The following is a 25,281-nucleotide window of genomic DNA, read 5'->3' as shown; positions in this document are numbered from 1 at the left end:
CATATTTGTATAATAAAATTTTGTTAGCTGCAGATGGCTCGCAACACTCAATTAGGTCTGCTGAACATGCGATAAAACTTGCACAAATGTTTCAAGGAACAATTGATGTAGTGTATGTCGTGGACAGTCAAAAATCGAAAGAAGATGTTCTTCATAGTGTTGATAAATATGAGGTAGAACGTGAGAGAAAAGGAAAGATTAAACCAGTTAAAGATCTGCTTGAAGAGTCTGGAATAGATTATAATGTTCATATTCTACACGGAGAAGCTGGTCCGAAGATCGTGAAGTTTGCCAATGATGAGAAATTTGATTGTGTGGTTGTTGGTAGTCGTGGTTTAAATAAACTACAGGATATGATTCTTGGTAGTGTTAGTCATAAAGTTGCCAAGCGGGTTGAATGTCCTGTGTTAATTGTTAAATAGAGTTATAGGAAAAAGGAAGGCCTTTTGTTAGAAGGCCTTCCTTATTTTTGTACATATGAAAGTTTTACTCCCACACCTTCACACGATTTTGTCCCTTTCCGAGATCTAAAATGGGACCGACTTTACTATGTTCTTCTCTCTGAATTCCTAACAGATCTGAATCTATTATCACTTCTGTTCCGTCTGGATTTTCAAAATCAGCGTTAGCAATTCTTACTCTTGGTAAGTTTTTTGTTGTTGGCGTTAATCCAAGTATTTTATCAAATGCTTCTGGCAGACTACAAGAAATGTAGACCTCATCACCGTCTTCAATGACCTCAAACTTCGGATTGAATGACGCTGCTATGAAATTATTATTTTCTCTTTCAAAGGGTACCGCCCCATTCAAATACACATTATCTTGTATATAAACAGGTTGATCTGCATTTAAGTATATTTCAACGTCACCTGGTTTTTGGTGTACTTTTTCTTTGTACTCCTCAAGTGATGTCGTATAACCGTTAAAATGGGCAGTACCAACACCCTCCATGGATTCATTGCGCCCAGGAACAACGACTTCGAATGACTCATGACCGATAAAGATATTATTGTAATAGCGATCATCTCCTCCATGCACAACTGAGAATCCAGCTATCTTCGTGCTATGTGGAACGTGATATGGTGTTGATCTATTTAGTATGTTACGATGCACCATTTTTCCAGCAATTATATTGTTAACGTATGCCCCACCTTGTGCATAGTTATCTAACGCATATTCGGAAGCCAGAATGTTGTTATCAACGATGTACGGTCCATGGCTAACTTCGATATACATATCACGATTATTTCTGTACAGTAAGTTTTTACTAATTCTTGTACCTTGTGTCTGCCAATCTAACCATATCCCTAAAGAGCAATCATGAATGCGATTTTGCTGTAGTTGTACATCGATCGCGGCATGTAGTTTAATTCCTGCGATTTCATGTCCATAAAACTCGCGCTTTAATGCAATATTATATATATGATTGTTCGTTATTTCGCTAAATATACAACCTAAATGGCCAACAATTGCGTTTTGACCACAGTCATAGATGGTGTTATTACGAATGATGTGTGAACCAACTTTTTCTTTACTCCATCCTGCTTCTAGGCTAAGAAAGACAGATTCTATTTGATATTGATAACCCGGTTTATCTTGTCGCTTCGAAGAGAAGTTATGTCCTGTGGATACTTCTTTTCCAATGCTAATGCCACTACATTTTGAATCATAGATAATGTTATCTTCAATGATCCAACCTTTACTCCAATGTGCACCTATTAATCCTGGTTGGTCAGCTGTAGGTGGTGTCCATGGCGTTGCAGCCTGTGCCATTTCAAATCCCTTTACGGTAATATAATCAATACCAGTTTCTTCAGGATAAAAACAACACTTCCTCACATTGATTTCAACTAATTCTTCATTTGGATTAGAATCGTGAAAATTAGCATAGATGGTTGTGTTTTTCTCATCGACTTCTGCAAACCAAAGATACTTTGTTTGCTTTTGGTTATGTACAGGCACTATTTTCCTAGTCCAATTGTCTAATACCTCCGTTTTCACTTCGGGGTTCAATAACTGTTCAAATGCTTCAGCTTCATAAAACGACATCCCATTTAAGTATACGTCACCTAAATGTTTTGGTACCTTTGATTTGAAAAGCCAATCTCCAAACACTTCTTCTTGGTATGGATTGTTGTCTTCAAAGAAAGCATTTGGTAATACTACTTTCCATACCGTTTCTTCTACGTGCTCCCAATTACTAATCCGCTCTGAACCTTTAATAACTACTTTTTCTCCTTGAGCTGCCTGATATGTAATCCTTCTAGTATTGCTTAGTCCTGCGTTCTTTGGTTTTACCCATTCACGATATTCTCCTCCGTGTACAACGACGGCATCGCCTGCTACTGCAATAGACGCTGCCTTATTAATTGTTAAGAAAGGCTCCTGTTTTGTTCCTACATTAAGATCCGAACCATGTTTTGCTACATGATATTCTAGTCCCATGTAATTACCTCCTTTTGTACAGTCTCATATAATTATATTAACAAAATATAAGATTAATTTATTCAAAAATGTAATATGTTTAAATTATATTGTTTTATAGTCCAATATAAGAGACTTTATTTATTGATAATAAAATATATAGTTGTAATTATCTATAGTTCAAATTAAAATGAAATTAGCTTCCTATCTCGATAATCATTGCCTTACTTTATGGAAAGGCAGTAAAAGCTTTTTATATAATGATAGCGGTTACAAAGTGAAAGGTGTATCAGATTGTTGGAGATACTAAATAGGAAGTCTGTATTTTTTGTATCCAGATTCTAACTTGTTTATATAAGCAAAATAAAAGGAGGAAATAACAATGTATAATAAAATTTTGCTAGCTACAGATGGCTCTGAACACTCAAAGCGAGCAGCAGAAAATGCGATACATATTGCTTCATGTACGACGGGATCTACATTAGAAATCGTCTATGTTGTAGATGCAGCAAAAGCTAAGTCCGATGTGTTAAGTAACTGGAATTCGGTAGATGTAAATGATTCTAGAGTAAAGCAAATACATATAGCGAAAGACCTTGCAGAGAAATCAAATGTTAACTATGAGATAAAGATCCTTCATGGCGAACCAGGTCCTTCTATCGTTAACTATGCGAATAAATATAACTTTGATATCGTAATTATTGGTAGTAGAGGACTGAATGGATTGCAGGAATTTGTTCTGGGTAGTGTCAGTCATAAGGTAGCCAAAAGAGCAAATTGCCCAGTGCTTATTGTTAAATAGATCTAGATGTTTGGTAATCTTCATCAGGGTGAAAATCTATTTTACAAGCTCGTACTTTCCTTATTGTCAGGGGAGGTTCAACTTCGGACTATACCAAGGAATATCATCCCCTTCATGTCCGAAGTAGGTCCAACCTCGGACAGAAATCAGGAATATCATCTCCTTCATGTCCGAAGTAGGTCAGACCTCGGACAGAAATCAGGAAGCTCATCTCCTTCATGTCCGAAGTAGGTCCAACCTCGGACAGTAATCAGGAATATCATCCCCTTCATGTCCGAAGTAGGTCCAACCTCGGACAGAAATCAGGAATCTCATCTCCTCCATGTCCGAAATAGGTCCAACCTCGGACAGAAATCAGGAATCTCATCTCCTCCATGTCCGAAGTAGGCTCAACCTCGGACAGAAATCAGGAATCTCACCTCCTTCATGTGCCAAGTAGATTAACTTTCCGACAAGTCATGTTTTAAAATAGTAATTATCCTCATCTTCACAAACTCTTTACAATTAATTCATTGTACATATAAGTAAATTATTATATAGTAATATACGGATAGATAAGGAGGTGTTTTGTTATGCTACAAACTACGATTGAAATGGATAAAGCAGCAATGATCTTAAAACTATTAGGTGATAAGACACGTTTAACGATGGTCAAAATACTAGATAACCACGATTGCTGTGTTTGTGAATTTGTAGAAATATTTAAAACAAGCCAACCATCGATCAGTCAGCACCTTCGTAAACTAAGAGATGTTGGATTGGTTCGTGAAGAAAGAAGAGGGCAATGGATTTTCTATTCGATCAATAAGACTAGTGACTATTATGCCTTTATGCAACAGATTCTTCAGCAATTACCGGACCAAGATCATAAATTAAAAGAACTAGAGGAGAATGGCACAAGAATTACGTGTTGTTAATTGGAGGGAATGAAACTTGTCATCATCGATTATACTTGCATCGCTAATCTTCTTGGTTACCTTAGTATTAGTTATTTGGCAACCAAAAGGATTATCGATTGGATGGTCTGCTTGTGGTGGGGCGATCCTTGCATTATTAGTAGGAGTAGTTGGATTTAATGACGTTATTGCGGTTACGGAGATTGTTTGGAATGCCACGCTCGCATTTATTGCTATCATCATTATCTCATTAATTTTAGACGAAATTGGATTCTTTGAATGGGCTGCGTTACATATGGCTCGAGCTGCAAAAGGTAATGGAATAAAGATGTTTGTGTATGTCAGTCTACTAGGAGCTGTAGTTGCTGCCTTTTTCGCGAATGACGGGGCTGCACTTATCCTTACACCAATTGTATTAGCAATGGTTCGTAACTTGAATTTTAATGAAAAAATGGTATTTCCTTTTATCATGGCTAGTGGCTTTATTGCAGATACCACATCACTTCCATTCATCGTTAGTAACCTAGTGAACATTGTGTCTGCAGACTTTTTTGATATTGGATTTGTGGAATATGCTTCAAGAATGATTATTCCAAACTTCTTCTCATTAGCTGCGACGATTATCGTATTGTTGATCTATTTTAGAAAAAGTATCCCAAGAAGCTATGACTTAGGACATTTAAAACAGCCGGTTGAAGCGATCAAAGATCATAAGATGTTTCGAATATCTTGGTTTGTGCTAGCTATTCTACTTATTGGATACTTTATAAGTGAGTTTATCCAAGTACCTGTATCGATTGTTGCAGGGATCATTGCAATTGCCTTTTTACTAATGGCTAGAGGAAGTAAAGCTGTTGATACAAAAGTCGTTATCAAAGGCGCACCATGGGCGATTGTATTTTTCTCAATCGGAATGTATGTGGTTGTCTATGGACTTAGAAATGCTGGATTAACAGATGTTTTAGCAAAAGTTATTCAAGCAAGTGCTGAAGAAGGATTGTTTGTTGCTACCATGTCGATGGGTTTTATTGCGGCCATTCTTTCTTCGGTCATGAACAATATGCCAACGGTTATGATTGATGCGCTGGCGATTGCTGAAACGGATACAACTGGAGTTATTAGAGAAGCATTAATTTATGCCAATGTGATTGGATCGGACTTAGGCCCTAAAATTACACCAATCGGTTCACTCGCAACATTATTGTGGCTTCATGTATTATCTCAAAAGGGTGTAAAAATATCATGGGGAACATACTTTAAAACAGGGATTATCTTAACGATTCCAATTTTAATTATTACATTAGTGGGATTATATCTAACATTATTAATACTATAAAAGGAGACTATAACGATGTCTAAAAAAACAATTTATTTCTTATGTACTGGGAACTCATGCAGAAGTCAAATGGCTGAAGGTTGGGCAAAAAAACACTTAGGTGATGAATGGGTAGTAAAAAGTGCTGGCATTGAAGCGCATGGATTAAACCCAAACGCAGTAAAAGCAATGAACGAAGTAGGTATTGATATTTCTGGTCAGACATCTGATATCATTGATCCTGAAATTCTAAATAATGCTACATTAGCAGTTACACTTTGCGGAGATGCAGCGGATAAATGTCCTGTTACACCACCAAGTGTTAAACGCGAGCACTGGGGTTTTGACGATCCTGCAAAAGCAGAAGGAACAGAGGAAGAAAAGTGGGCAGTTTTCCAACGTGTGCGTGATGAGATTGGTGAACGAATTAAACGTTTTGCGGAAACGGGCGAGTAATTTGATTAGCTTATTAAGCATTAGTTAATAGTAAAAGAGGTACAAACTTTTAACGGGTTCGTTTCCTAGCGCAAACATTAAAAATGCACCCCGAAAATGACTACTAAATTGTATGCCAATTTGTAGTCATTTTTTTGTTGATAAAGAGCTATTTGTTTGTATTTTCCTGGTGAATTTGTAATACAAAATTACACACTAATTTGTAAGGCTACAATAGCCATTGTAAGCTTGCATTATTGTTGTGAATTCCAGTGCAACTTAATAGACATTAAGCTCTATTCTATTTAGTATTTTGAAAGGTATTATGAATATTAATTTAAATATGAATACAATAATCTGTAAGCAAAGGTCTTTATTTTGAGCCGACCTTGTGAAAGAATGTTTAAAAAGTAAGGGAAACCTTAGTTGAGTAAAAGGTAGTTAACTTATTTACTAGAAAATGAAGAAAAAAGTAGCATAGATAGGAGGTTCAACATGAAAAAAACACTCTTTTTTTCAGCGGTAATACTGGCTTTAATAACATTAACTTTGATGTTTTATAATAGTGGTCAACCAATTGATACTATTCGTGAAGTCAGAGACGGTATAACGGAAAATATTGAAGTAATTGATAAAGTTAAAACTGCAGATGGAATCATGATATATTCAGTCGGGGATGCGAATAATGGAAATAACTATATGTACTCTGTAGACATGATAAAAAAATCCTTTACCGGCTATAAATGGTTGGGCGGTGGAGGACATGTTAATCAAGAAGTTCCAATGAACAATGAATTCGATTTATCGTTGCAGTTACTAAATGAGGAACAGAATATCAATCCTACAATATTTGGAGTTCTTAAAGACTTAAGTGTCAATAATATTAAAGTTAGCACGGATAACGAATCAGTTGATGCAAATTTGTATGAAGTAAAAGATGGTGAAAAGTTTTATGTAATCCCTTTTAGCAAAAATGTTGCAAATTCCCATCATTTTCGGGTTACCGTTACTTATGAAAGTGGTAAAAGTGGCACTCACATTATTTCTGACAATGATATTATCTCTAAGTTGCAAGAAGGACAAGCATTTTACTTTAATAGTAGGGAATTTAAATAATTACGTTTAAATAGTTTGGTGAAAGAGGGTAGGCAGGTTAGATTACTATTTATTGATCCGTTTGATATTGCAGTTAAACCATTTTTTTGAAGATGTATATTTGTTATTAAAGTGAGGTATTTTATCTAGAACCAGAGATACAAGTCTCCATAACAAGGCATGAAAAAAGCAAAGGTACTTAACTTTTGCTTTTTTGCCGCAATATAAGTTCAAGAATGTATTTAATAAAAATTGCCTTTAAAATATAAATTGGAATGGAATATGAATACTTCCAGTTTGTTAACTTATAGATATCCAGTTTAACAAATAAAGGTTCGGCTAAATATGCATATAAAATAGCAGTTATAATATTTGCGATGATATAATTTTTCCACTTGCTAAAGTATTGATAAATCAGCATATGGAAGACAGGTAGCACGGATAAGTCTACTGGGTTTAACATTGGAATAAAGTTAAGTAATTGATATGGGTAACTCCATAAATTTAATTCTGTGCCAATACCATCAAGAAGGTAAATAAGGATAGACATTAAGGAGCCAAAAAGCCATATCTGTTTTAATTTTTCCCTATCTACTAAGAACCACCACATAAACCAAGGGATAATTAGACACCCCAATAAAAGCCACAATTGGAGGCTAAATAGGTCTTGATGAATATAATTTTCCAATCGCATTTCTGTTAATTGCTTATGTAACTTTTCAATTTCCTCTTGCTTGGATAGGACATTATCCATCTCACCTTTAATAATATATTGATGTTATTATTTCCAATATTAGACGACTTATGTGATGAAATCCTTATTCAACAAACTGAGGGAGTTGAAGATAAGAAGTAAAAATTAAATATAATATAGCTGGCTCTGTTATTTATGGACTGAACCATCTTTTATGAAAAAAGCACCGCATTTTACGGTGCAACTTATTATACATTACTTACAATTTAATATGCGAAATAGAGTTGCGATCGGTAAAGGAACCCGTTAACAAACTTTCTCCCTCTTTTCATTACATATTATTCTTCAGTATCTTTTTGTTTGGAATCACAACATTCTTTTTGAATTAATTCATCTTTACTATCGTCCTCTTTTACTTCCTGAATCTGAACATGACAACAACTGTCATCTTTTTTCTTTCCTTTCTTAAATAGGTTTAGCATCCGTTCCATCTCCTTTTATAAATTTTATATTAGATAAAAAACAAACCCGGCAATCGTTGACATCGTTATTACAGAGATAACAAATGTTATAACTAACTCTGTCTTAAAAATAGATTTTAATAAAACCACTTCAGGTAAACTAGCACCTGCAGAACTGATCATCATCGCCATCACAGGTCCAAGTGCCATTCCTTTTAGGATCAACATCTGTGAAATAGGGATCATGCTAGATAACCGAATATAAAGTGGCACACCAACTATCGCTGCAATAGGAATTAGCCACCATTTTTCTTGATCGAATACGGTTGAAATCCATTCTGTTGGTACGAGACCATGTATGACTGCACCAATAGCCGCACCCAAAATTAAATAGGGATAAACGCTTTTCATTAAATCAAATGTTTCCTTTAATGCTAGTTTTAGATTGAATTTTTTATTTGTTTCTTCGTATCCAGTCATAATTACGTTTTTAACAGAGTTCTCTAGTCCAAGTTTTTCAAGAGTGAAGCCTATGATGATAGAAAGAGTCATTGTTATGACGGTATAAATAATCGTTACTTTCCACCCAAGGATCACGCCCATAATTGTTAAGATTGTTGGATCAAGAACAGGGGATGAAAATAAAAAGATCATTACAATCCCGAACGGCATTTTCTTTTTTAGCATATTAACGACGATCGGTATGGTTGAGCATGAACAAAATGGAGTAATAAAAGCAAATAGGATAGCCGCAAACGCAGCTAGTATTTTGTTTCTACCAGCTAATTTCTTTTCTATCTTTTCGTATGGAATAAAGCCTTGCAGTAGACTTATCGCAAACGAAATGACCACAAACAAAACAGTTAATTCAATAGCGATCGATAGAAAACTTTTAAACAGGTCGATCCACATAAAAACACCTCCAGTTTATTAAATCAATTTTTATTGATTAATTAATCAAAAAAAATTGATTTATTGCCTAAAAAAATTATTTTCTAAACAAACAGCAAAGTTCTTCTGATAATAGATGATTAATCTCAGCATGATTTAGTTGATAATAACTCCAGGTTCCTCTTGTTTCTTTTTTTATAATGTTCGCATCTAAAAGGATTTTCAAATGATAAGATAATTTGGATTGTGGCATATCAACGACAGGTGCTAAATCGCAAACACACATCTCACCATTCTCGGTAAGTGTATTCATAATTTGCAGTCTTTTCTTATCCGCTAACGCTTTAAATTTACCTTCATATGCTTCGAATACTTGATCCTTGGATACATCTTGGTATGTGAATGATTTCAATGGTTACACCTCTTAATCAAATTATTTTGATGAACCAATCATAATACCATTATTTACTAATGTCAATGAATAAATGGAAACATGGGGACGATTCTTGTGTGCACAAAACGTGCACACAAGAACCGTCCCCATGTTCACGTTAACTTCGGTAATTTTGGTTCAGGTAAACGGATGGAGATATGCCGGTTACTTTTTTGAATACTCTACTAAAGTAGAATGGGTTAGAGAATCCTAATATTTCACTGACTTCTGAAACATTGTAGGTAGTGTTGTTTTTGAATAGCCGAATCGCTTCTTCTATTACGAGTTCATTTTGAAATTGAGTAACGCTTTTTCCAGTCTGCTCACGAAATAGATGGGATAAATAGGAATAATTCATCCCAAGCTCTACTGCTATATCTTTAGAGTTAATTCGCTCTGTAGGGGTTTGTTTCAATAATTCTATCATCTTATTAACGATCCGATTTATATTTTTATTTTCATGTTTATTCTTTCTCTCTTGATATAACTCTAGAAATAATTCATAAGTCATTGTTGATAATTGTAATGGTCGTATTGGACTAGACGCATGATACCGATCTAATATTTTTTGCAATTGCAACTCTATATACTCAGGTTGTGTTGGCTTATCAAACTTAGGTAAAGTCAAAATCGTATTATACGTATCTTCATGAATCATCGATGCTTGCTGAAAGGAAGAATACTCCTGCATACTTTTTTTGTCTGGTTCGTTTGGTGCGTCATAAAAATGAATGTAAAACCACTCTGTATCAGGAGCATAAGGCTTACTACCCCAGTGCGAAGTGTTTTTTCTAAGAAAAAGATATGTACCTTCCGATAATTTGTATTCTTTTTCATCCTCAACTACAAAAATAGCTCCTTTTCGTACATATATAAACACATGTGTATGTTCCATTTTTCGGTTTGGGTGGATTTGAATTCCTTTTGTGTCGACCATAAACCCAGCATCCCTAACTAGCGGTAGATGATATGCTTGTAAAACAACTTCATGCATAAAATTTGGCTCCTATCTGTTTTATATGTACTTCTCTATATTTTATTTGAAAATCCAAAAAAAAGATATGTTTTCTGATGATTCGTGAATTCACATTTCATCGTTACCCATAGATAATATGAACTAATAAGGAAGAAGGAGAATGCTAATGCTACCAAAAGTTAGATTGTTAGAAGGGATATTTCTTGATTCGCAGGAAAAAGGAAAGGACTATCTTTTATATCTGGATGTAGATCGTTTAGTTGCCCCATGCTATGAAGCTATTTCCAAAGACCCTAGGAAACCTCGTTATGGTGGATGGGAGTCCATGGAAATTGCAGGGCATTCGATTGGACATTGGCTTTCAGCGGCAGCAGCCATGTACCAAGTAACTGGCGATGGTACTTTAAGAGAAAAGTTAGATTATGCTATAGACGAATTAGCACTTATACAGCGTTTTGATGAACATGGATATGTAAGCGGTTTTTCACGTGACTGTTTCGACCAGGTATTTACGGGAGAGTTCTACGTAGATAACTTTAATTTAGGTGGTTCATGGGTTCCATGGTATAGTCTACATAAAATTTATGCAGGTTTAATTGACGCATATCAACTTGCTGGAAACAATCAAGCACTTGAAGTTGTTACAAAGTTGTCAGAATGGGCATATGCCGGTCTTTCTTCTTTAACAGATGAGCAGTTTCAACGCATGTTGATTTGTGAACATGGGGCTATGAATGAGGTTATGGCAGACATGTACATTATTACAAAAGAAGAAAAGTATTTAGAGCTTGCCAAACGATTCTGTCAAAAGCTTGTCCTAGATCCATTAGCTAAACAGGTGGACGAATTAGAAGGAAAACATGCGAACACCCAAATTCCTAAAGTAGTCGGAGTGGCTAAGTTATATGAAATTACGGGTGAACAGGTATATCGTGATATGGCGGAGTTTTTTTGGCATCAAGTGACCACGCATCGTTCCTATGTTATAGGCGGAAACAGTAATCGCGAACACTTTGGTGCCATTGATACAGAAGTATTAGGTGTTCAAACAAATGAGTCATGCAACACCTACAATATGTTAAAGCTAACGGAGCATCTATTTAATTGGACAAAAAAATCAGTTTACATGGATTATTATGAACGTGCGCTTTATAACCATATTTTAGCTTCGCAAGATCCAGATTCAGGAATGAAGGCTTACTTCATGTCAACAGAACCAGGTCACTTTAAAGTATATTGTTCACCGGACGATTCGTTTTGGTGTTGCACAGGAACAGGAATGGAAAACCCTGCTCGCTATACGAGAAATATTTATTCCTATGAAAATAACAATCTGTACGTAAACTTATTTATTGCTTCCGATTTGTTTTTGGAAGATAACGAGGTAGAATTGGTGCAAGAGACGTCATTTCCGGAATCAGACAAAACAACACTAATTTTTAAAGAAGCAAATGGTGAAGCGTTACGTATTCACATTCGTGTACCAGACTGGATGGCAGGTTCAGTTACAGTAGCAGTGAACGGAAGGAAAGAAGTGGCAGACGTTGAGAATGGTTATTTGAGCATAAACAATACGTGGACAGCCGGCGACCGAATCGAAGTTGACTTACCGATGGGTCTACACACTTATACAGCAAAAGATGATCCGAATAAACAAGCGATTTTATACGGGCCAATCGTGCTTGCAGGTGCGTTAGGAAAAGAAAAATTTCCTGAAACAGATATTTTGGCAGACCACCAAGCATTAGATAATCATGAGCTTATTGATGTCCCGATCCTAGTCACCGATGAAAAAGATGTGAATAAGTGGATTCATCCAGTGGAAGGAAAAGCTCTCATGTTTGAAACGGAAACGGTAGGTAAGCCTGGAGACGTAAAGGTTACATTAATTCCTTTCTATGCTTTACACCACGAGCGTTATACGATCTATTGGAAGGTGATGGATGAACAAACATTCGGCCATTTTGTTGATGTAGAAAAGCAAGAAAAGGAAAAAATGCGTCGTATTACAGTTGATGAAGTAATTCCAGGTGAGCAGCAGCCAGAGGTTGAGCATGACATGCAATCTGAAAATTCTAATTCTGGTTACTTACATGTCGTACGTAAGGGATGGCGAGATAGTCGTGGTGATGGATTTTTTAGTTACACAATGGCAGTAGATCCAAACAAACCGATGTATTTACTCGTCACGTATTACGGTAGCGATGACACTTGGTATGTCGACGGAAAGACATATGAGCGTACCTTTGATTTATTAATTGATGGTACAATTCTCGCACAACAACGTTTGAAGCTAAATAAACCAGGAGAGTTGTTCGATGTTTGTTATGAAATTCCTACAAACCTAACTGCGGGAAAAGAAAAAGTGGAAGTCAAATTTGCCTCCACCGAAGGCAAAGCAGCCGGAGCCGTCTACGGCTTAAGAATCATTAACGAAAAACAATAGCAAAAAAGTGGAAACAAGGGGACAGATCTTGTAAGCAAGGGGACGGTTCTCCTGTTTCCAAAAATGGAAACAGAAGAACCGTCCCCATGTTCACGAAAGGAGCACTTTATGAATGAATAAAACTACTGTAACGAATCCATTATTTTGGGCAGATGTTCCAGATGTTGATGTGATACGAGTTGAGAATGTATTTTATATGGTAAGTACAAGTATGCATTCTATGCCAGGCTGTCCAATTATGAAGTCAGATAATTTAGTAGATTGGGAGTTTGTTGGATATCTGTATGATACTTTGGAGGACAACGATGGACATAATCTTATAGACAATAAAAATATTTATGGACAAGGTCAATGGGCTACAAGTTTGCGTTATCATGATGATAAATTCTATGTATGTTTTTCAAGTAATGATAGGGAACAATTTTATATCTACCAAACAAATGATATAGAGATAGGGAAATGGGAGCGTACAACGATTGAGGGGATTTATCATGACCCGGCATTACTATTTGATGAAGGTCGTGTGTTTGTTATATACGGCTGTGGCGATATCCGTATTACGGAATTGACTGCGGATGTGAAAGCAATCAAAGCTGGTGGTATCGACCAATTATTACTGGAAACACCAAAAGAAGGTATCGGCTTGCGTTGTGAAGGCTGTCATGCGTATAAAATGAATGGTTATTATTACTTGCTGTTTATCGAATGGCCATCAGATGGGAACCAGCGAAGACGACAGATAGCCTATCGTTCGAAACAACTTTTGGGTGAGTATGAGCGTCAAGTGATTTTTGATGATGATATGGACTATCAAAACAAGGGAATTGCACAAGGAGCTATTGTAGATACACCACATGGTGACTGGTATGCAATGTTATTCCAAGACCATGATGCGGTCGGCAGAATACCATATCTACTACCGGTAAACTGGGAAAGAGATTGGCCGATGATCGGTATGAATGGGAAAGCCCCTCAAACATTTGAAATCGACCTGCCTGCTTCGAAGCATACACCATTAGTGGTGAGTGATTCGTTTGATTACGAAGATAATAAATTAGCGTGGAATTGGCAGTGGAACCATAATCCAGACAATCTCCGGTGGTCTGTTACAAAACGACCGGGATATCTGCGATTGGAAACGAGTCAACTAACAAACAGTATTTTACAAGCTCGTAACACGTTAACACAAAGAACAGAAGGACCAAATTGTTCAGGAATTACAATGATGGAAATTACCAATATGAAACCGGGTGATCATGCTGGATTAGTGGCATTGCAAAATAAATTTGGCACGGTTGGAGTAGAAGTCGATGAGAATGGTAAAGCCCATGTGACCATGACAGTTAATCGTGGTGATGATACGGAAGATGTAGTAGAAAAAATCCCATATGCCAAAAATGACATTCACCTAAAGGTAAACTTTAATTTCAAAGATAGTATAGATATCGCAACATTTTATTATTCCGAAGATGGAATTGAATGGTCTATGATTGGAAAGGAATTACAAATGAAATACACGTTAGATCATTTTATGGGGTATCGGATCGGATTATTTAATTATGCGAAACGACAATCTGGAGGACATGTTGATTTTGCTTACTTTCATTATGAAAATTAAATAAAAAATAGCATCAGTTGAATCTAGCGCCCATTTTTTTTAGTAACATTTTCAAATTTTAAAAAGGTAAGCATTAATAAAAGTGTATGAAGTGCAATTTGGTGATGAACCATATGTGCTTGAGGTGTAGTGAGTAGGGAAATAGGTAAGATTTTGTCTGTAGAATTCAAAGAAGTGATTAGACTTTCGATTCCGAGTCGCAAAACACGAACGATCACTAAAACATTTTTGATTAATATTCATATTTGTGTTGAATAACTATCATTTATTTGTTATATTATCCATGTAATCATCATTCAGAAAAAACAGACATATTCATTAGTGTTAGGATGTTCTTTTGAACACCTAACTTTAAATATTAAAAAATATAAAGACTAGACTATGAGTAACTGGCGAAACGCGGACGACCGCGGGGGAGCTCATAGTGTCTTAGCCGTTCGCCTGGGCAGAGGTAAGGGAAATAATCCCTTACCTCTTTCTGTATATTAGGAGGTGTGAATCCGGCTATTTTGCAAGTTCTGTGGGGAGCGGTCTGGATTGTTTGTAGAACATGAAAATAAGAGGAGGAAATAAAATGAGCACAACCTTGATTGAGAAAGTACCAACTATAAAAACCTTAAATAATATTGCGACAAGTGGTTTAGATGTTTTTAAACAAAACTATAATATTGATGAAAATAGCGAAAACCCAGATGCTATTGTGGTGCGTAGCTTTAATATGCATGATATGGAATTAGGGGATAATGTAAAAGCAATTGCACGCGCAGGAGCTGGCGTGAACAATATCCCTATTAAAAAATGTACAGAGCAAGGTGTTGTGGTTTTTAATACACCTGGTGCAAATGCCAATGCAGTAAAAGAGATTGTACTTACTTCATTAATGGCTTCTTCTCGTAATCTTTTTGCTGGTGCAGCCTGGGCAAGAACGTTAGAAGGTCAAGGAGATCAAATTGGTAAACTAGTAGAAGCAGGAAAGAAAAACTTCGTAGGAAGTGAGATTAAAGGAAAAACGCTTGGTGTCATTGGTTTAGGTGCAATTGGTGCGCTTGTAGCTAACGATGCACTGGACTTAGGGATGGACGTTATTGGTTTTGACCCATTTATCTCTGTAGACACAGCTTGGAATTTATCACGTAATGTACAACGTGCTAATTCAATAGAAGAATTATACGCTGTGAGTGATTATATCACTGTTCATGTTCCGTTAACGGATGACACGATTGGCATGTTTAATGAAGAAACGTTTAAACTGATGAAACCTGGTGTTCAATTGTTTAACTTCTCAAGAGGTGGACTTGTCAATGAAGAGGATATCGCGATTGCATTAGACAGTGGAAAAGTTGGCAAGTTTATTACCGACTTCCCGACGGAAAACGTATTAAAGATGAAAAATGCAGTTGCATTTCCGCATCTTGGCGCTTCCACGAAAGAATCGGAAGAGAATTGTGCAATTATGGCGGCTCGACAAGTGAAGCAATTTCTTGAAACCGGAAATATTAAAAACTCTGTGAATTTCCCAAATGCCAACCTTCCTTATACAGGAAAGAAACGTGTCGCAGCATTTCATAAAAATGTACCAAACATGGTTGGCCAAATTTCATCAGCTATTTCAGACTTTAACTTAAATATCGCTGACATGGTCAACAGAAGCCGTGGAGAATACGCTTATACCATGGTTGATATTGAGAATGACGTAAATGGAGACATCATTCCTAGCTTAGAGGAAAAAATTAACCAAATCAACGGCATGATCACCACACGAATCATCTAAGTGGGACTAGGGGACAGGAAGATAGAACTCCCCTGTCCCGCTTTTTTTTATGGTGCATTTTTTGATATAGGGGCTAGCACCTTTGTAATTCTGTACTTCTAGGTCAATCAGGACTTAATGCCTCGAAATTATCTAAATAAAGGGTTATAATGCTATCAATCATTAAGCAGGACTTACATTTCTTTATTGTAAAAAAAGGCTTAACTCATATCCACACAAACAGATGGAGGATCCAAATGTCTACGCAAAAACCAACTTACAATACATATGGATATCGTTTTCTAGATACGATGCAGCGTTCATTTTGTCAACTCTTCGCAGTAGGTTTTGATAAAGTAACCTCGCACGATTATTATTGGGATGGTCAAGAACGAATTGATGGTCCTCTTTATTTATTCCAATATACAGTCTCTGGTTATGGGCAAGTTGAAGTGAACGAACATACTTACCAAGTTGAACCTGGTCGTGCATTTATGGTAGAAATTCCAAGCAATCATCGATATTTCTTACCGGCTTCAAGTGACGAGTGGGAATTCTATTTTATCTTAATGCGTCCAACTAATATTACAGATTCATGGAAATCACTTATTGATCAATTAGGCCCAGTACCCAAATTACCAGAGAACAGTTCCCCAATCATTTTTCTCAAGGATGTTTTTCATAGTGCTAGCAAAGACCTTATTCATGACGGCTATCGCGCATCTTCCATCGTCTATCAATTTATGATGGAGCTACATCGATTTTGTCATGAAGATAAAAAGAAGGTGAGTACATGGCCACTTACGATTCAAAAAGCAGCCGACATCATCGAACAAAATTATAATCAGATTCAAAGTTTAGAAGAGATCTCAGAAGAAATTGGGCTGTCAAAGTATCACTTTACGCGTCAATTTCGGAAAGCCACTGGTTATACTCCAATTCAATATCTGACAAAAGTAAGGATGGAAAAAGCAATACAGTTACTTCGTTTTGCAGACTTGTCTATTGAACAAATCGCAAGAAATATTGGCTATGCCAATGGAAGTTACTTTATAAAGGTTTTTCGTCAATGGGTAGGCTATCCACCTGGAGAATTTAAATCTGGACGTGGGCTTACAACGGTTAATCATGTGAAATTTGATTAAGAGGGAGCAAAAAAGTACAATCACGAGCAAAATATTATTGTAGATTCCTGTAAACTATACGATTTACAATATAACTAGTAAGCAAATTAATCGTATAGAGGAGTGTTAGTAATGGGGATCGAAGCAAACAAAGGGAAGACTGTTTCAGTTGCACAAGCGCCTCCAATGGGGTGGAATAGCTGGGACTGCTATGGTGCAACTGTAACAGAAGAAGAGGTAAAAGCAAATGCGGATTATATGGCAAAGCACTTAAAAGACTTTGGATGGGAATATATCGTTGTTGATATTCAATGGTATGAACCAGAGGCGAATTCCTCCATTTATCGACCTTTTGCAGATTTAGAAATGGATGAATATTCACGGTTAGTACCCGCATCAAACCGTTTTCCATCGGGATTTAAAAAGCTAGCGGATTATGTACACGGTTTAGGTCTTAAATTCGGTATTCATATTATGCGTGGTATTCCACGTCAAGCCGTTCATGCCAATACTGCAATCTATGGAACAACCTTACGTGCAAGAGACATCGCACATACAAATTCGATTTGTCCTTGGAATACAGATATGTATGGTGTGGATGCGACAAAAGAAGGTGCGCAGGACTACTATAATTCCCTTTTTGAACTGTATGCATCGTGGGGTGTTGATTTTGTAAAAGTGGATGATATTGCTGCTTCACGTCTTTATGATGCGCATTTAGATGAAATTGAATTAATTCATAATGCAATTGATCATTGTGGGCGTGAGATCGTATTAAGTCTTTCACCAGGACCTGCCCCAATAGAATATGCGGAGCAGTTAAACCAACATGCTAATATGTGGAGAATGACCGATGATTTTTGGGATAAGTGGGAGCACCTTTACCAAATGTTTGATAGATGTGAGATATGGAGTGAACATGTGCAACCTGGGAATTGGCCGGATTGTGATATGCTCCCGTTAGGTCATATCGGCATCCGCTCTGTTGATGGTGATGGAAGTAATCGATATACGCGTTTTTCAAAAGACGAACAAGTAACAATGATGACACTATGGAGTATTTTTAAATCACCGTTAATGTTTGGTGGGGAATTAAATGATAATGATGCTTGGACGAATTCCTTGATAACAAATAAAGAAGTCTTAGCTATGCATCGGGATTGTTATAATCCTAAACTTGTCCAACGCGATCATGACAAGATTGTTTGGATGACACAAAATAACCGTGGGGAAATATATGTTGCGTTATTTAATGCATCTGAAACAGATTGTGAAGTAAGTATTAGCTTACATCAACTAGGTATCTCTTCTGAGAAAAATGCTCGTGATTTATGGGCAAAAGAAGAGTTAGGAACAATTACGAAAACGCTTTCTAAATATATTCCTAAACATGGAGCAAATTTGATAAAATTGTATTAGGATAGTTGGAAATAGATTCAAAAGCTTTTTATCAACTGTGCGAAAAGTAAGAATTACCTTAAAAGGAGTTATAGCTAATGCCAATATACTATAATGAGCAGACCAAAGAGTTTCATTTACAAGCAAAAGAAACAAGTTATATCTTCACCATTCTTCGCAATAATCAACTGGGGCATCTTTATTTTGGGAAGAAATTAGAACAACGTGAATCCTTTGAGCATTTATATGATACAACAATCAAAGCAACGACAGGGAACGAACTAAAAGAAGGGGAAACCTTTCACTTAGATAAAATAAAACAAGAGTTTCCAGCCTATGGAACAACAGACTTTCGACAACCTGGATACCAAGTCTTACAGGAGAACGGAAGTAGAATTACAGATTTTGTATATAAGGAACATCGAATCTATCAAGGAAAACCAACATTAGAAGGGCTTCCAGCTACATATGTTGAACAAGAAAATGAAGCACATACGCTAGAGATCTCTTTGTATGATGATTTGATCGACGCAGAAATTATATTGTACTATACCGTTTATGAAAACTATAATGCAACCGTACGTAGCGCAAAGTTTATTAATCATGGACAACAGGATGTACAATTACCGAGAGTCATGAGTGCAAGTGTTGATTTATTTGACTCCAATTTTAAGATGGTACATTTATCTGGGGCGTGGTCAAGAGAGCGCCATGTAAAAGAAAGAAAACTAGAAAGTGGCATACAAAGTGTGTCTAGTACTACTGGAGCAAGTAGTATTCAACAAAATCCGTTTCTTGCTTTAAAGCGTCCGGATGCAACCGAGGATATTGGTGAGGTATATGGTTTTAGTCTAGTTTATAGTGGGAATTTCCTGGCACAAATCGAAGTAGACCAGTATGATGTTGCTAGAGTCCAACTAGGCATCAATCCGTTTGATTTTAATTGGTTGCTAAGCCCTAACGAAAGTTTTCAAACACCAGAAGTAGTTATGGTCTATTCCGATCAAGGATTAAACGGAATGAGTCAAACCTATCATAACTTGTATCGGAAGAGGTTAGCAAAAGGGAAATGGCGTGATAAGGCTAGACCAGTTCTTATGAACAATTGGGAAGGAACTTATTTTGATTTTGATGAAGAAAAGATCTACACCATGGCAAAACAATCAAAAGAGCTTGGCGTCGAATTATTCGTGTTGGATGATGGTTGGTTTGGCACGCGAGAAGATGATACGACCTCTTTGGGAGATTGGTTTGTTAATAAGAAAAAGCTGCCGAACGGAATAGATGGATTGGCCAAAAAAATTAACGACTTAGGTATAGGATTTGGCCTTTGGTTTGAACCAGAAATGATTTCAAAAAATAGTGAGCTATACAGAAAACACCCGGACTGGGCTATACAAGTGGAAAACCGAAAAAGATCAGAGGTTCGATCCCAATACGTGCTTGATTTTTCCAGAAAAGAAGTAGTGGATTACATCTATAAAAGCATGGCAAAAATCTTAGAAGATGCGCCAATATCCTACGTGAAATGGGATATGAATCGTCCGATGACTGAAATTGGCTCAGCCTATTTGGGTGCTGATCGGCAACAAGAATTACCACATCGCTACATTTTAGGCGTCTATGATTTGTATGACCGTTTAACTACTGCTTTTCCACATGTACTATTTGAGTCTTGTGCAAGTGGTGGTGGGCGTTTTGATCCAGGTTTGCTTCACTATGCACCACAGGGGTGGACAAGTGATGATACCGATGCGGTGGAGCGTTTGAAGATCCAATATGGTACTTCCTATGCTTATCCAGTAAGTTCGATGGGGGCTCACGTCTCAGCTATACCTAACCATCAACTACATCGCTCCACTAGTTTGAAAATGAGAGGCGACGTAGCGTATTTCGGTCAGTTTGGTTATGAATTAGATGTGACAAAGATGAGTACGGAAGAAAAGGAAATGACTAAACGTCAAATTGTATTCTATAAAGAAAATCGAAATTTAATTCATAATGGTGTATTTTACCGAATGGAAAGTCCGTTTGATGGAGATGGAAATGTTACGAGTTGGATGATTGTTTCCGAAAATCAGGATGAAGCTATTGTAGGGCGTTTTCAAGTATTAGCTAAACCAAATGTAGGTAGTGGTCGCATCTTGTTAAAAGGCCTACATCCTACCTATCAATATCAAGTAGAAGGTAGAGATGGCATATTCTTAGGTGCTGAATTAATGCAAGCTGGTATTCCTATTAAAGATCAAATAGTATCCAAAACTGGTGACTATTCTTCAGAGATTTATAGATTAGTTCGGGTTAATAGAGGACCAAATATCTGAGATTGTTTTTCATTATACACCAGACATACAAGATGTTGAATATAGTAGAAGGAAAATAGAAACTGATGGTGCATTGTTTATAAAAACGATGCCAGGTTTTCCAATACCAAGTAAAATAAAGCAATTAGCCACTGCAGAAGCATAGTTAAGAAAAACCTTTTGTTACAGATTCCAATGTAACAAAAGGTTTTTTTCTATTAAAAATCTATCAAAACAGTTCGAATTACCTACTAACCTATCACAATTGAAATAGAATTGTAATATTTACATAACACGAATGAAATTTATAAGTGATATACTACCAATGGAGTAAAAATTACCTATTACTAACGATGAAATAAAAAAAATCTTATAAACATTTTCATATTCGAACGAAAGTAGGGGAAGCGAGTGGCTGGAAAGAGGAACATAGTAATCATGACGACAGTGGCATTAGGTCTAATGTATTCATTTTTTGCAGATACTGTCCATGCTGAAGTAACTAAATCGCAAATCCAAGAGCAGCGTTCAGAGATTCAATCAGATATTGAAAAAACAGAAGAAGAGATCAATCAAGTTCGTGAAGAAATGATTCAATTGAATGATCAAATCAATCGGATTGATGAGGCAGTGAAAGATAATCAAAAAATGATTGAACAGACTACAGATGATATTGATATCGCAAATGAAGAAGTAGAGATTTTACGTGAAGAGATTTCTGATCTACAAGAAGATATAGATGCACGTCATGACATCTTAAAAGAAAGAGCAGTTTCCCTACAACATAAAGGCGGATCCATCAGTTATTTAGAAGTGATTATGGGATCGGAGAGCTTTGGTGACTTTATTGATCGTGTATCGTTAGTCACTACATTAATGGATGCCGATAATGATTTGATGGAAAAACAAGAAGCAGATAAACAAGTTCTGGAAGAAAAAAGTCAAACGATTGAGACTAAAATACATAACTTAGAAGATATGAAAGCAGAGTTAGAAGGTATGCAGGCTCAAATATTAGATCAAAAGGAACAACAACAAACATTAATAGCGGATTTAGAAGAAAAAGAAAAAGATAATGTAGATATAAAAGCAGAGCTAGAAGCTAGAGATCAAAGCTTAGCAATACAACAAGCAGAACTAGAACAAGCAGAACGTGCAAGTCAAGAATCACAAATTAATCAGCTATCTGCATCGTCGGAAACAACGAACGGTGGAATCAGTTTGCCTTCAACTTCAGTAGCTAGCGGAAGTGCTAGCGATCTCATTAACGTAGGTAAAAAATATATTGGAAATTCCGTGTATGTCTTTGCAGGTGGAAGAAATGCCTATGACATAGCGCATGGAAGGTTTGATTGCTCTGGTTTTGTAAGTTGGGCATTTTCCCAGATAGGTGTAAATGTAAGTGCTAGCACAGCTGGTCTAAGTGGCCAAGGTAAAAAAGTATCTGTAAGCGAAATGAAACCGGGCGACATTGTCTTCTTTAACACGTATAAGACAAATGGTCATGTCGGCATTTATGTCGGTGGAAATCAATTTATTGGTTCACAGTCATCAACTGGTGTTGCGATTGCAAACATGAACGATAGTTACTGGGGCCAAAGGTTTACTGGACATGTACGAAGAATAATTGATTGATATTGATAGAGCCTAAGGGCTCTATTTTTATTTGCATCTTGATCTAAAGAAAGCTATACAAAGCAAGAGGATATTCTTCGCACTCGCTTCTTACCGGACAAATTCCAAACTAGTCTATGGAATGAAAGAAATAGGGAATGCTTAAAGAAGAAAGAGAAGCTTTTTTTATTGAAAGGAGTTGAACAGTTCATGGTAAAAGATCGAGGAGTCTGTGAACTGTGTGACAGAGAAAATGTAGCACTTACCAAACATCACCTCACTCCTAAGGAAGAGGGAGGAACATTTAAAGCAACAGCCATGCTTTGTATCCCATGTCACAAGCAAATTCATGCGTTGTACACAAATACCGAACTTGCACTAAGACTTTCGACTATTCCTCTTCTGAAGGATGATGAAAAGATTGCTAAATATATAAAATGGATTCGAAAACAAGCACCAACTGATATAGTTAGAGTGAAAAAATCAAGAGAGAGGAGAGGAAGGTGAACTGACCTAACTCTCCTTTTAGCTTATAATATAAATGTAATTCCGGTATATAGTACTGTTGTAATAAAGGCTGCAATTAAAGCGGGCTTTAATTTAAATCTTGCATAATCCATAACTTTTAAATCCAATATTTTTGCTATTGTATTGGTGTCATCACTCAATGGAGAAGCGAACGCCCCAAACGATCCACTAGCAAAAACAGCACCGATAATGAGTGGTAATGAAAGATCTGCAGCAGCAGCCACGGATACACCTAATGGCATAAGAATACCCCAAGTCCCCCACGCGGATCCAATAAAATAAGATACGACTGAACCAAACAAAAACAGAAGTGGTGCAATAAATAAATTAGGTATCCAATCTGTATGTGCGGTTATGAATTCGGAAAAACCTAAATCACTTGTTACCGAGGATAATCCCCAAACAATAGAAAGTAAAACGATGACAGACATTAAGTCATTCCCACCGACAATGAAGCTAGAAATAAGGTCTGAGAGCTTAAATCGTTGGACAAAGAAAAGAATGATCGATAATAGTACAGTAATAATCAAAGCAACGACCATTGCCTCTAATACGTCCGCATGGATAAATGCTTCAAAAAATGAAACACCTTCTGCTTGTCCATCCCACCATGTTAAAAATAGGGTGAAAAAAATAACTAAGATAATCGGAATTAACAAGTTCAAAGGCTTTGATGGAAGATCCTTGTGTACCGCTGGATGACAATCATGCCAATCGTTTTCTTCTGTCTCGTCATCCATTTGGGTTGGTGCATCCGTATGCGAATGGTGAAAGAAACTTAAATAGGCGCCAAGTACGATAATGACAATGGCAAAAAAGTTGAACGGGATACTTTGGATAAATAACGAATACGGGTCAATGTTACTCCCAATTGTTTCCGTTGATATTTGAATAACAGATACCATATATCCTACAAATGCTGTAGCAACAGGGATTAACACTATAATTGGTGTTGCAGTCGTTTCTATAACAAAGCCAAGTTCTTTTGTCGACATTTTCACTTTTTTTAGTAATGCTTTCATGATTGGTGCAATGGTAACAAATCGGAATGTTGGTGCACTGAAAGTACCGATTGTAGAAATATACGTAAGAAACAATGCTTGCTTCTTTGTGGCTATCTTATCGGCAGATGTTTCTACAAAGCCTTTGATCCCACCAGTCATTTTAATCATGCCAATTAAACCAGAAAAAGCATATAAAAATACAATAATTTTTATATTATTTTCATCAATGAGAGCTTGTACTACATATCCAAGCATTTCTTGTACCCCTCCGATTAAAGAAGGAGAGATGAGGTAGGAACCAACTAATAAGCCTAGCAGAAGACCTGGCAATACTTGTTTCGTTAGCATCGCTACTGGTATTACGATTAAAAAAGGAATAATTGATAGCCAACTTGCTTCCATTATATTTATCACCTTCCGTAAAGAAGTTTCCCTCTATTATGTGATTTTGGGTGTTTATTATGTATAATGAGGTGTCTAGTAAATTTAATGTAAAGTATTTTTTAAAAAACATTATTGTCTATCATAATGTCGGAGTTGATATAAACTCCGTCGTAACAAAAAAGTAACATATATAACAGTGTACTAGCTAAATTTTGGGAATTGAATATCTCTCTGACTGCAATCGGCTCTTGAGGCATTTAATTGTTGGAGATCGCATACTTCTCTGACTTCAATTTGCTCTCAAGGGACTTTCATGTCAGTGATCGCGCACTTCTCTGACTTCAATCTGCTCTCAAGGAACTTTCATGTCAGTGATCGCATACTTCTCTGACTTCAATTTGCTCTCAAGGGACTTTCATGTCAGTGATCGCGCACTTCTCTGACTTCAATCTGCTCTCGAGGGACTTTCATGTCAGTGATCGCGCACTTCTCTGACTTCAATCTGCTCTCAAGGGACTTTCATGTCAGTGATCGCGCACTTCTCTGACTTCAATCTGCTCTCAAGGGACTTTCATGTCAGTGACCGCATACTTCTCTGACTTCAATCTGCTCTCGAGGGACTTTCATGTCAGTGATCGCACACTTCTCTGACTGCTTTTCGAGTACCTGGTTTGGAAATGTCAGAAGATG

21 protein-coding genes and 1 riboswitch are annotated in these 25,281 nt (G+C 36.7%); of the genes, 14 read left to right on the top strand and 7 right to left on the bottom strand.

All coding sequences use genetic code 11. The annotated features are described in order from the left end of the window. Positions 1 to 5: 5 nt before the first annotated feature. Entirely contained in the window at positions 6 to 422 is a 417-nt protein-coding gene (locus tag NYQ66_RS09455) for a universal stress protein (RefSeq protein ID WP_259869090.1), read from the top strand. Between the two features lie 64 nt (positions 423 to 486). On the opposite strand, the gene NYQ66_RS09450 is transcribed toward NYQ66_RS09455, so the two are convergent. Beyond that, positions 487 to 2,445, bottom strand: coding sequence for a right-handed parallel beta-helix repeat-containing protein (locus NYQ66_RS09450; protein ID WP_259869089.1), 1,959 nt, complete (start codon positions 2,443 to 2,445; stop codon positions 487 to 489). A 361-nt stretch (positions 2,446 to 2,806) separates the two neighbouring features. Between NYQ66_RS09450 and NYQ66_RS09445 the strand changes: the two genes are divergently transcribed. From NYQ66_RS09445 to NYQ66_RS09425, 5 genes are all read left to right on the top strand, one after another. Continuing rightward, positions 2,807 to 3,226 (top strand): universal stress protein, encoded by a 420-nt coding sequence (locus NYQ66_RS09445; protein ID WP_259869088.1) that lies wholly within the window; start codon positions 2,807 to 2,809, stop codon positions 3,224 to 3,226. A 572-nt stretch (positions 3,227 to 3,798) separates the two neighbouring features. Next, on the top strand, positions 3,799 to 4,143 hold the full coding sequence (locus NYQ66_RS09440) for an ArsR/SmtB family transcription factor (protein WP_259869087.1): 345 nt from the start codon (positions 3,799 to 3,801) through the stop codon (positions 4,141 to 4,143). Positions 4,144 to 4,159: 16 nt separating this feature from the next. Beyond that, positions 4,160 to 5,458: an arsenic transporter gene (locus NYQ66_RS09435; RefSeq protein WP_272479964.1), complete on the top strand. Its 1,299-nt coding sequence runs from the start codon at positions 4,160 to 4,162 to the stop codon at positions 5,456 to 5,458. A 15-nt stretch (positions 5,459 to 5,473) separates the two neighbouring features. Then, positions 5,474 to 5,893 carry an arsenate reductase (thioredoxin) gene (arsC, locus tag NYQ66_RS09430; RefSeq protein ID WP_259869086.1) on the top strand — a complete coding sequence of 140 codons (420 nt, stop codon included), beginning with the start codon at positions 5,474 to 5,476 and terminating at the stop codon, positions 5,891 to 5,893. 474 nt (positions 5,894 to 6,367) lie between these two features. Beyond that, entirely contained in the window at positions 6,368 to 6,988 is a 621-nt protein-coding gene (locus tag NYQ66_RS09425) for a hypothetical protein (RefSeq protein ID WP_259869085.1), read from the top strand. Positions 6,989 to 7,166: 178 nt separating this feature from the next. Here NYQ66_RS09425 and NYQ66_RS09420 read toward each other — a convergent pair whose 3' ends face one another. From NYQ66_RS09420 to NYQ66_RS09400, 5 genes are all read right to left on the bottom strand, one after another. After that, entirely contained in the window at positions 7,167 to 7,721 is a 555-nt protein-coding gene (locus tag NYQ66_RS09420; RefSeq protein ID WP_259869084.1) for a CBO0543 family protein, read from the bottom strand. Positions 7,722 to 7,999: 278 nt separating this feature from the next. Further along, a complete protein-coding gene (locus NYQ66_RS09415; protein ID WP_259869083.1) occupies positions 8,000 to 8,143 on the bottom strand; it encodes a hypothetical protein in 144 nt (47 codons plus the stop codon). A 24-nt stretch (positions 8,144 to 8,167) separates the two neighbouring features. Beyond that, complete coding sequence (locus NYQ66_RS09410) at positions 8,168 to 9,034, bottom strand: permease (RefSeq protein ID WP_259869082.1); 867 nt, start codon at positions 9,032 to 9,034, stop codon at positions 8,168 to 8,170. A 76-nt stretch (positions 9,035 to 9,110) separates the two neighbouring features. Beyond that, positions 9,111 to 9,425 carry an ArsR/SmtB family transcription factor gene (locus NYQ66_RS09405; RefSeq protein ID WP_259869080.1) on the bottom strand — a complete coding sequence of 105 codons (315 nt, stop codon included), beginning with the start codon at positions 9,423 to 9,425 and terminating at the stop codon, positions 9,111 to 9,113. 139 nt (positions 9,426 to 9,564) lie between these two features. After that, complete coding sequence (locus NYQ66_RS09400) at positions 9,565 to 10,440, bottom strand: AraC family transcriptional regulator (protein WP_259869079.1); 876 nt, start codon at positions 10,438 to 10,440, stop codon at positions 9,565 to 9,567. 142 nt (positions 10,441 to 10,582) lie between these two features. On the opposite strand from NYQ66_RS09400, the gene NYQ66_RS09395 reads away from it, so the two are divergent. The 8 genes from NYQ66_RS09395 (at position 10,583) to NYQ66_RS09360 (ending at position 23,182) form a co-directional block, all read left to right on the top strand. Next, positions 10,583 to 12,868, top strand: coding sequence for a beta-L-arabinofuranosidase domain-containing protein (locus NYQ66_RS09395; protein WP_407652063.1), 2,286 nt, complete (start codon positions 10,583 to 10,585; stop codon positions 12,866 to 12,868). Between the two features lie 112 nt (positions 12,869 to 12,980). Then, positions 12,981 to 14,486: a glycoside hydrolase family 43 protein gene (locus tag NYQ66_RS09390; protein ID WP_259869077.1), complete on the top strand. Its 1,506-nt coding sequence runs from the start codon at positions 12,981 to 12,983 to the stop codon at positions 14,484 to 14,486. Between the two features lie 375 nt (positions 14,487 to 14,861). Next, positions 14,862 to 14,940: riboswitch (ZMP/ZTP riboswitch) on the top strand. 120 nt (positions 14,941 to 15,060) lie between these two features. Next, positions 15,061 to 16,257 (top strand): phosphoglycerate dehydrogenase, encoded by a 1,197-nt coding sequence (locus tag NYQ66_RS09385; protein WP_259869076.1) that lies wholly within the window; start codon positions 15,061 to 15,063, stop codon positions 16,255 to 16,257. A 236-nt stretch (positions 16,258 to 16,493) separates the two neighbouring features. Beyond that, complete coding sequence (locus tag NYQ66_RS09380) at positions 16,494 to 17,381, top strand: helix-turn-helix domain-containing protein (protein ID WP_259869075.1); 888 nt, start codon at positions 16,494 to 16,496, stop codon at positions 17,379 to 17,381. 111 nt (positions 17,382 to 17,492) lie between these two features. Next, the gene (locus NYQ66_RS09375) at positions 17,493 to 18,779 is read left to right on the top strand and encodes a glycoside hydrolase family 27 protein (protein ID WP_259869074.1); all 1,287 of its coding nucleotides are present in this window, start codon (positions 17,493 to 17,495) and stop codon (positions 18,777 to 18,779) included. 77 nt (positions 18,780 to 18,856) lie between these two features. Further along, complete coding sequence (locus tag NYQ66_RS09370; RefSeq protein ID WP_259869073.1) at positions 18,857 to 21,082, top strand: alpha-galactosidase; 2,226 nt, start codon at positions 18,857 to 18,859, stop codon at positions 21,080 to 21,082. A gap of 390 nt (positions 21,083 to 21,472) precedes the next feature. Further along, positions 21,473 to 22,696 carry a coiled-coil domain-containing protein gene (locus NYQ66_RS09365; RefSeq protein ID WP_259869071.1) on the top strand — a complete coding sequence of 408 codons (1,224 nt, stop codon included), beginning with the start codon at positions 21,473 to 21,475 and terminating at the stop codon, positions 22,694 to 22,696. 189 nt (positions 22,697 to 22,885) lie between these two features. Beyond that, positions 22,886 to 23,182, top strand: a complete 297-nt coding sequence (locus tag NYQ66_RS09360; RefSeq protein WP_259869070.1) for an HNH endonuclease — start codon at positions 22,886 to 22,888, stop codon at positions 23,180 to 23,182. A gap of 23 nt (positions 23,183 to 23,205) precedes the next feature. On the opposite strand, the gene NYQ66_RS09355 is transcribed toward NYQ66_RS09360, so the two are convergent. Then, positions 23,206 to 24,609: a Na+/H+ antiporter NhaC family protein gene (locus NYQ66_RS09355; RefSeq protein WP_259869069.1), complete on the bottom strand. Its 1,404-nt coding sequence runs from the start codon at positions 24,607 to 24,609 to the stop codon at positions 23,206 to 23,208. Positions 24,610 to 25,281: the final 672 nt, after the last annotated feature.

Source organism: Aquibacillus koreensis, from assembly GCF_025154055.1.
In the GTDB taxonomy this organism is placed as follows: Bacteria; Bacillota; Bacilli; order Bacillales; family Amphibacillaceae; genus Aquibacillus_C; species Aquibacillus_C koreensis.
This window is presented reverse-complemented; position numbering and strand designations above follow the sequence as displayed.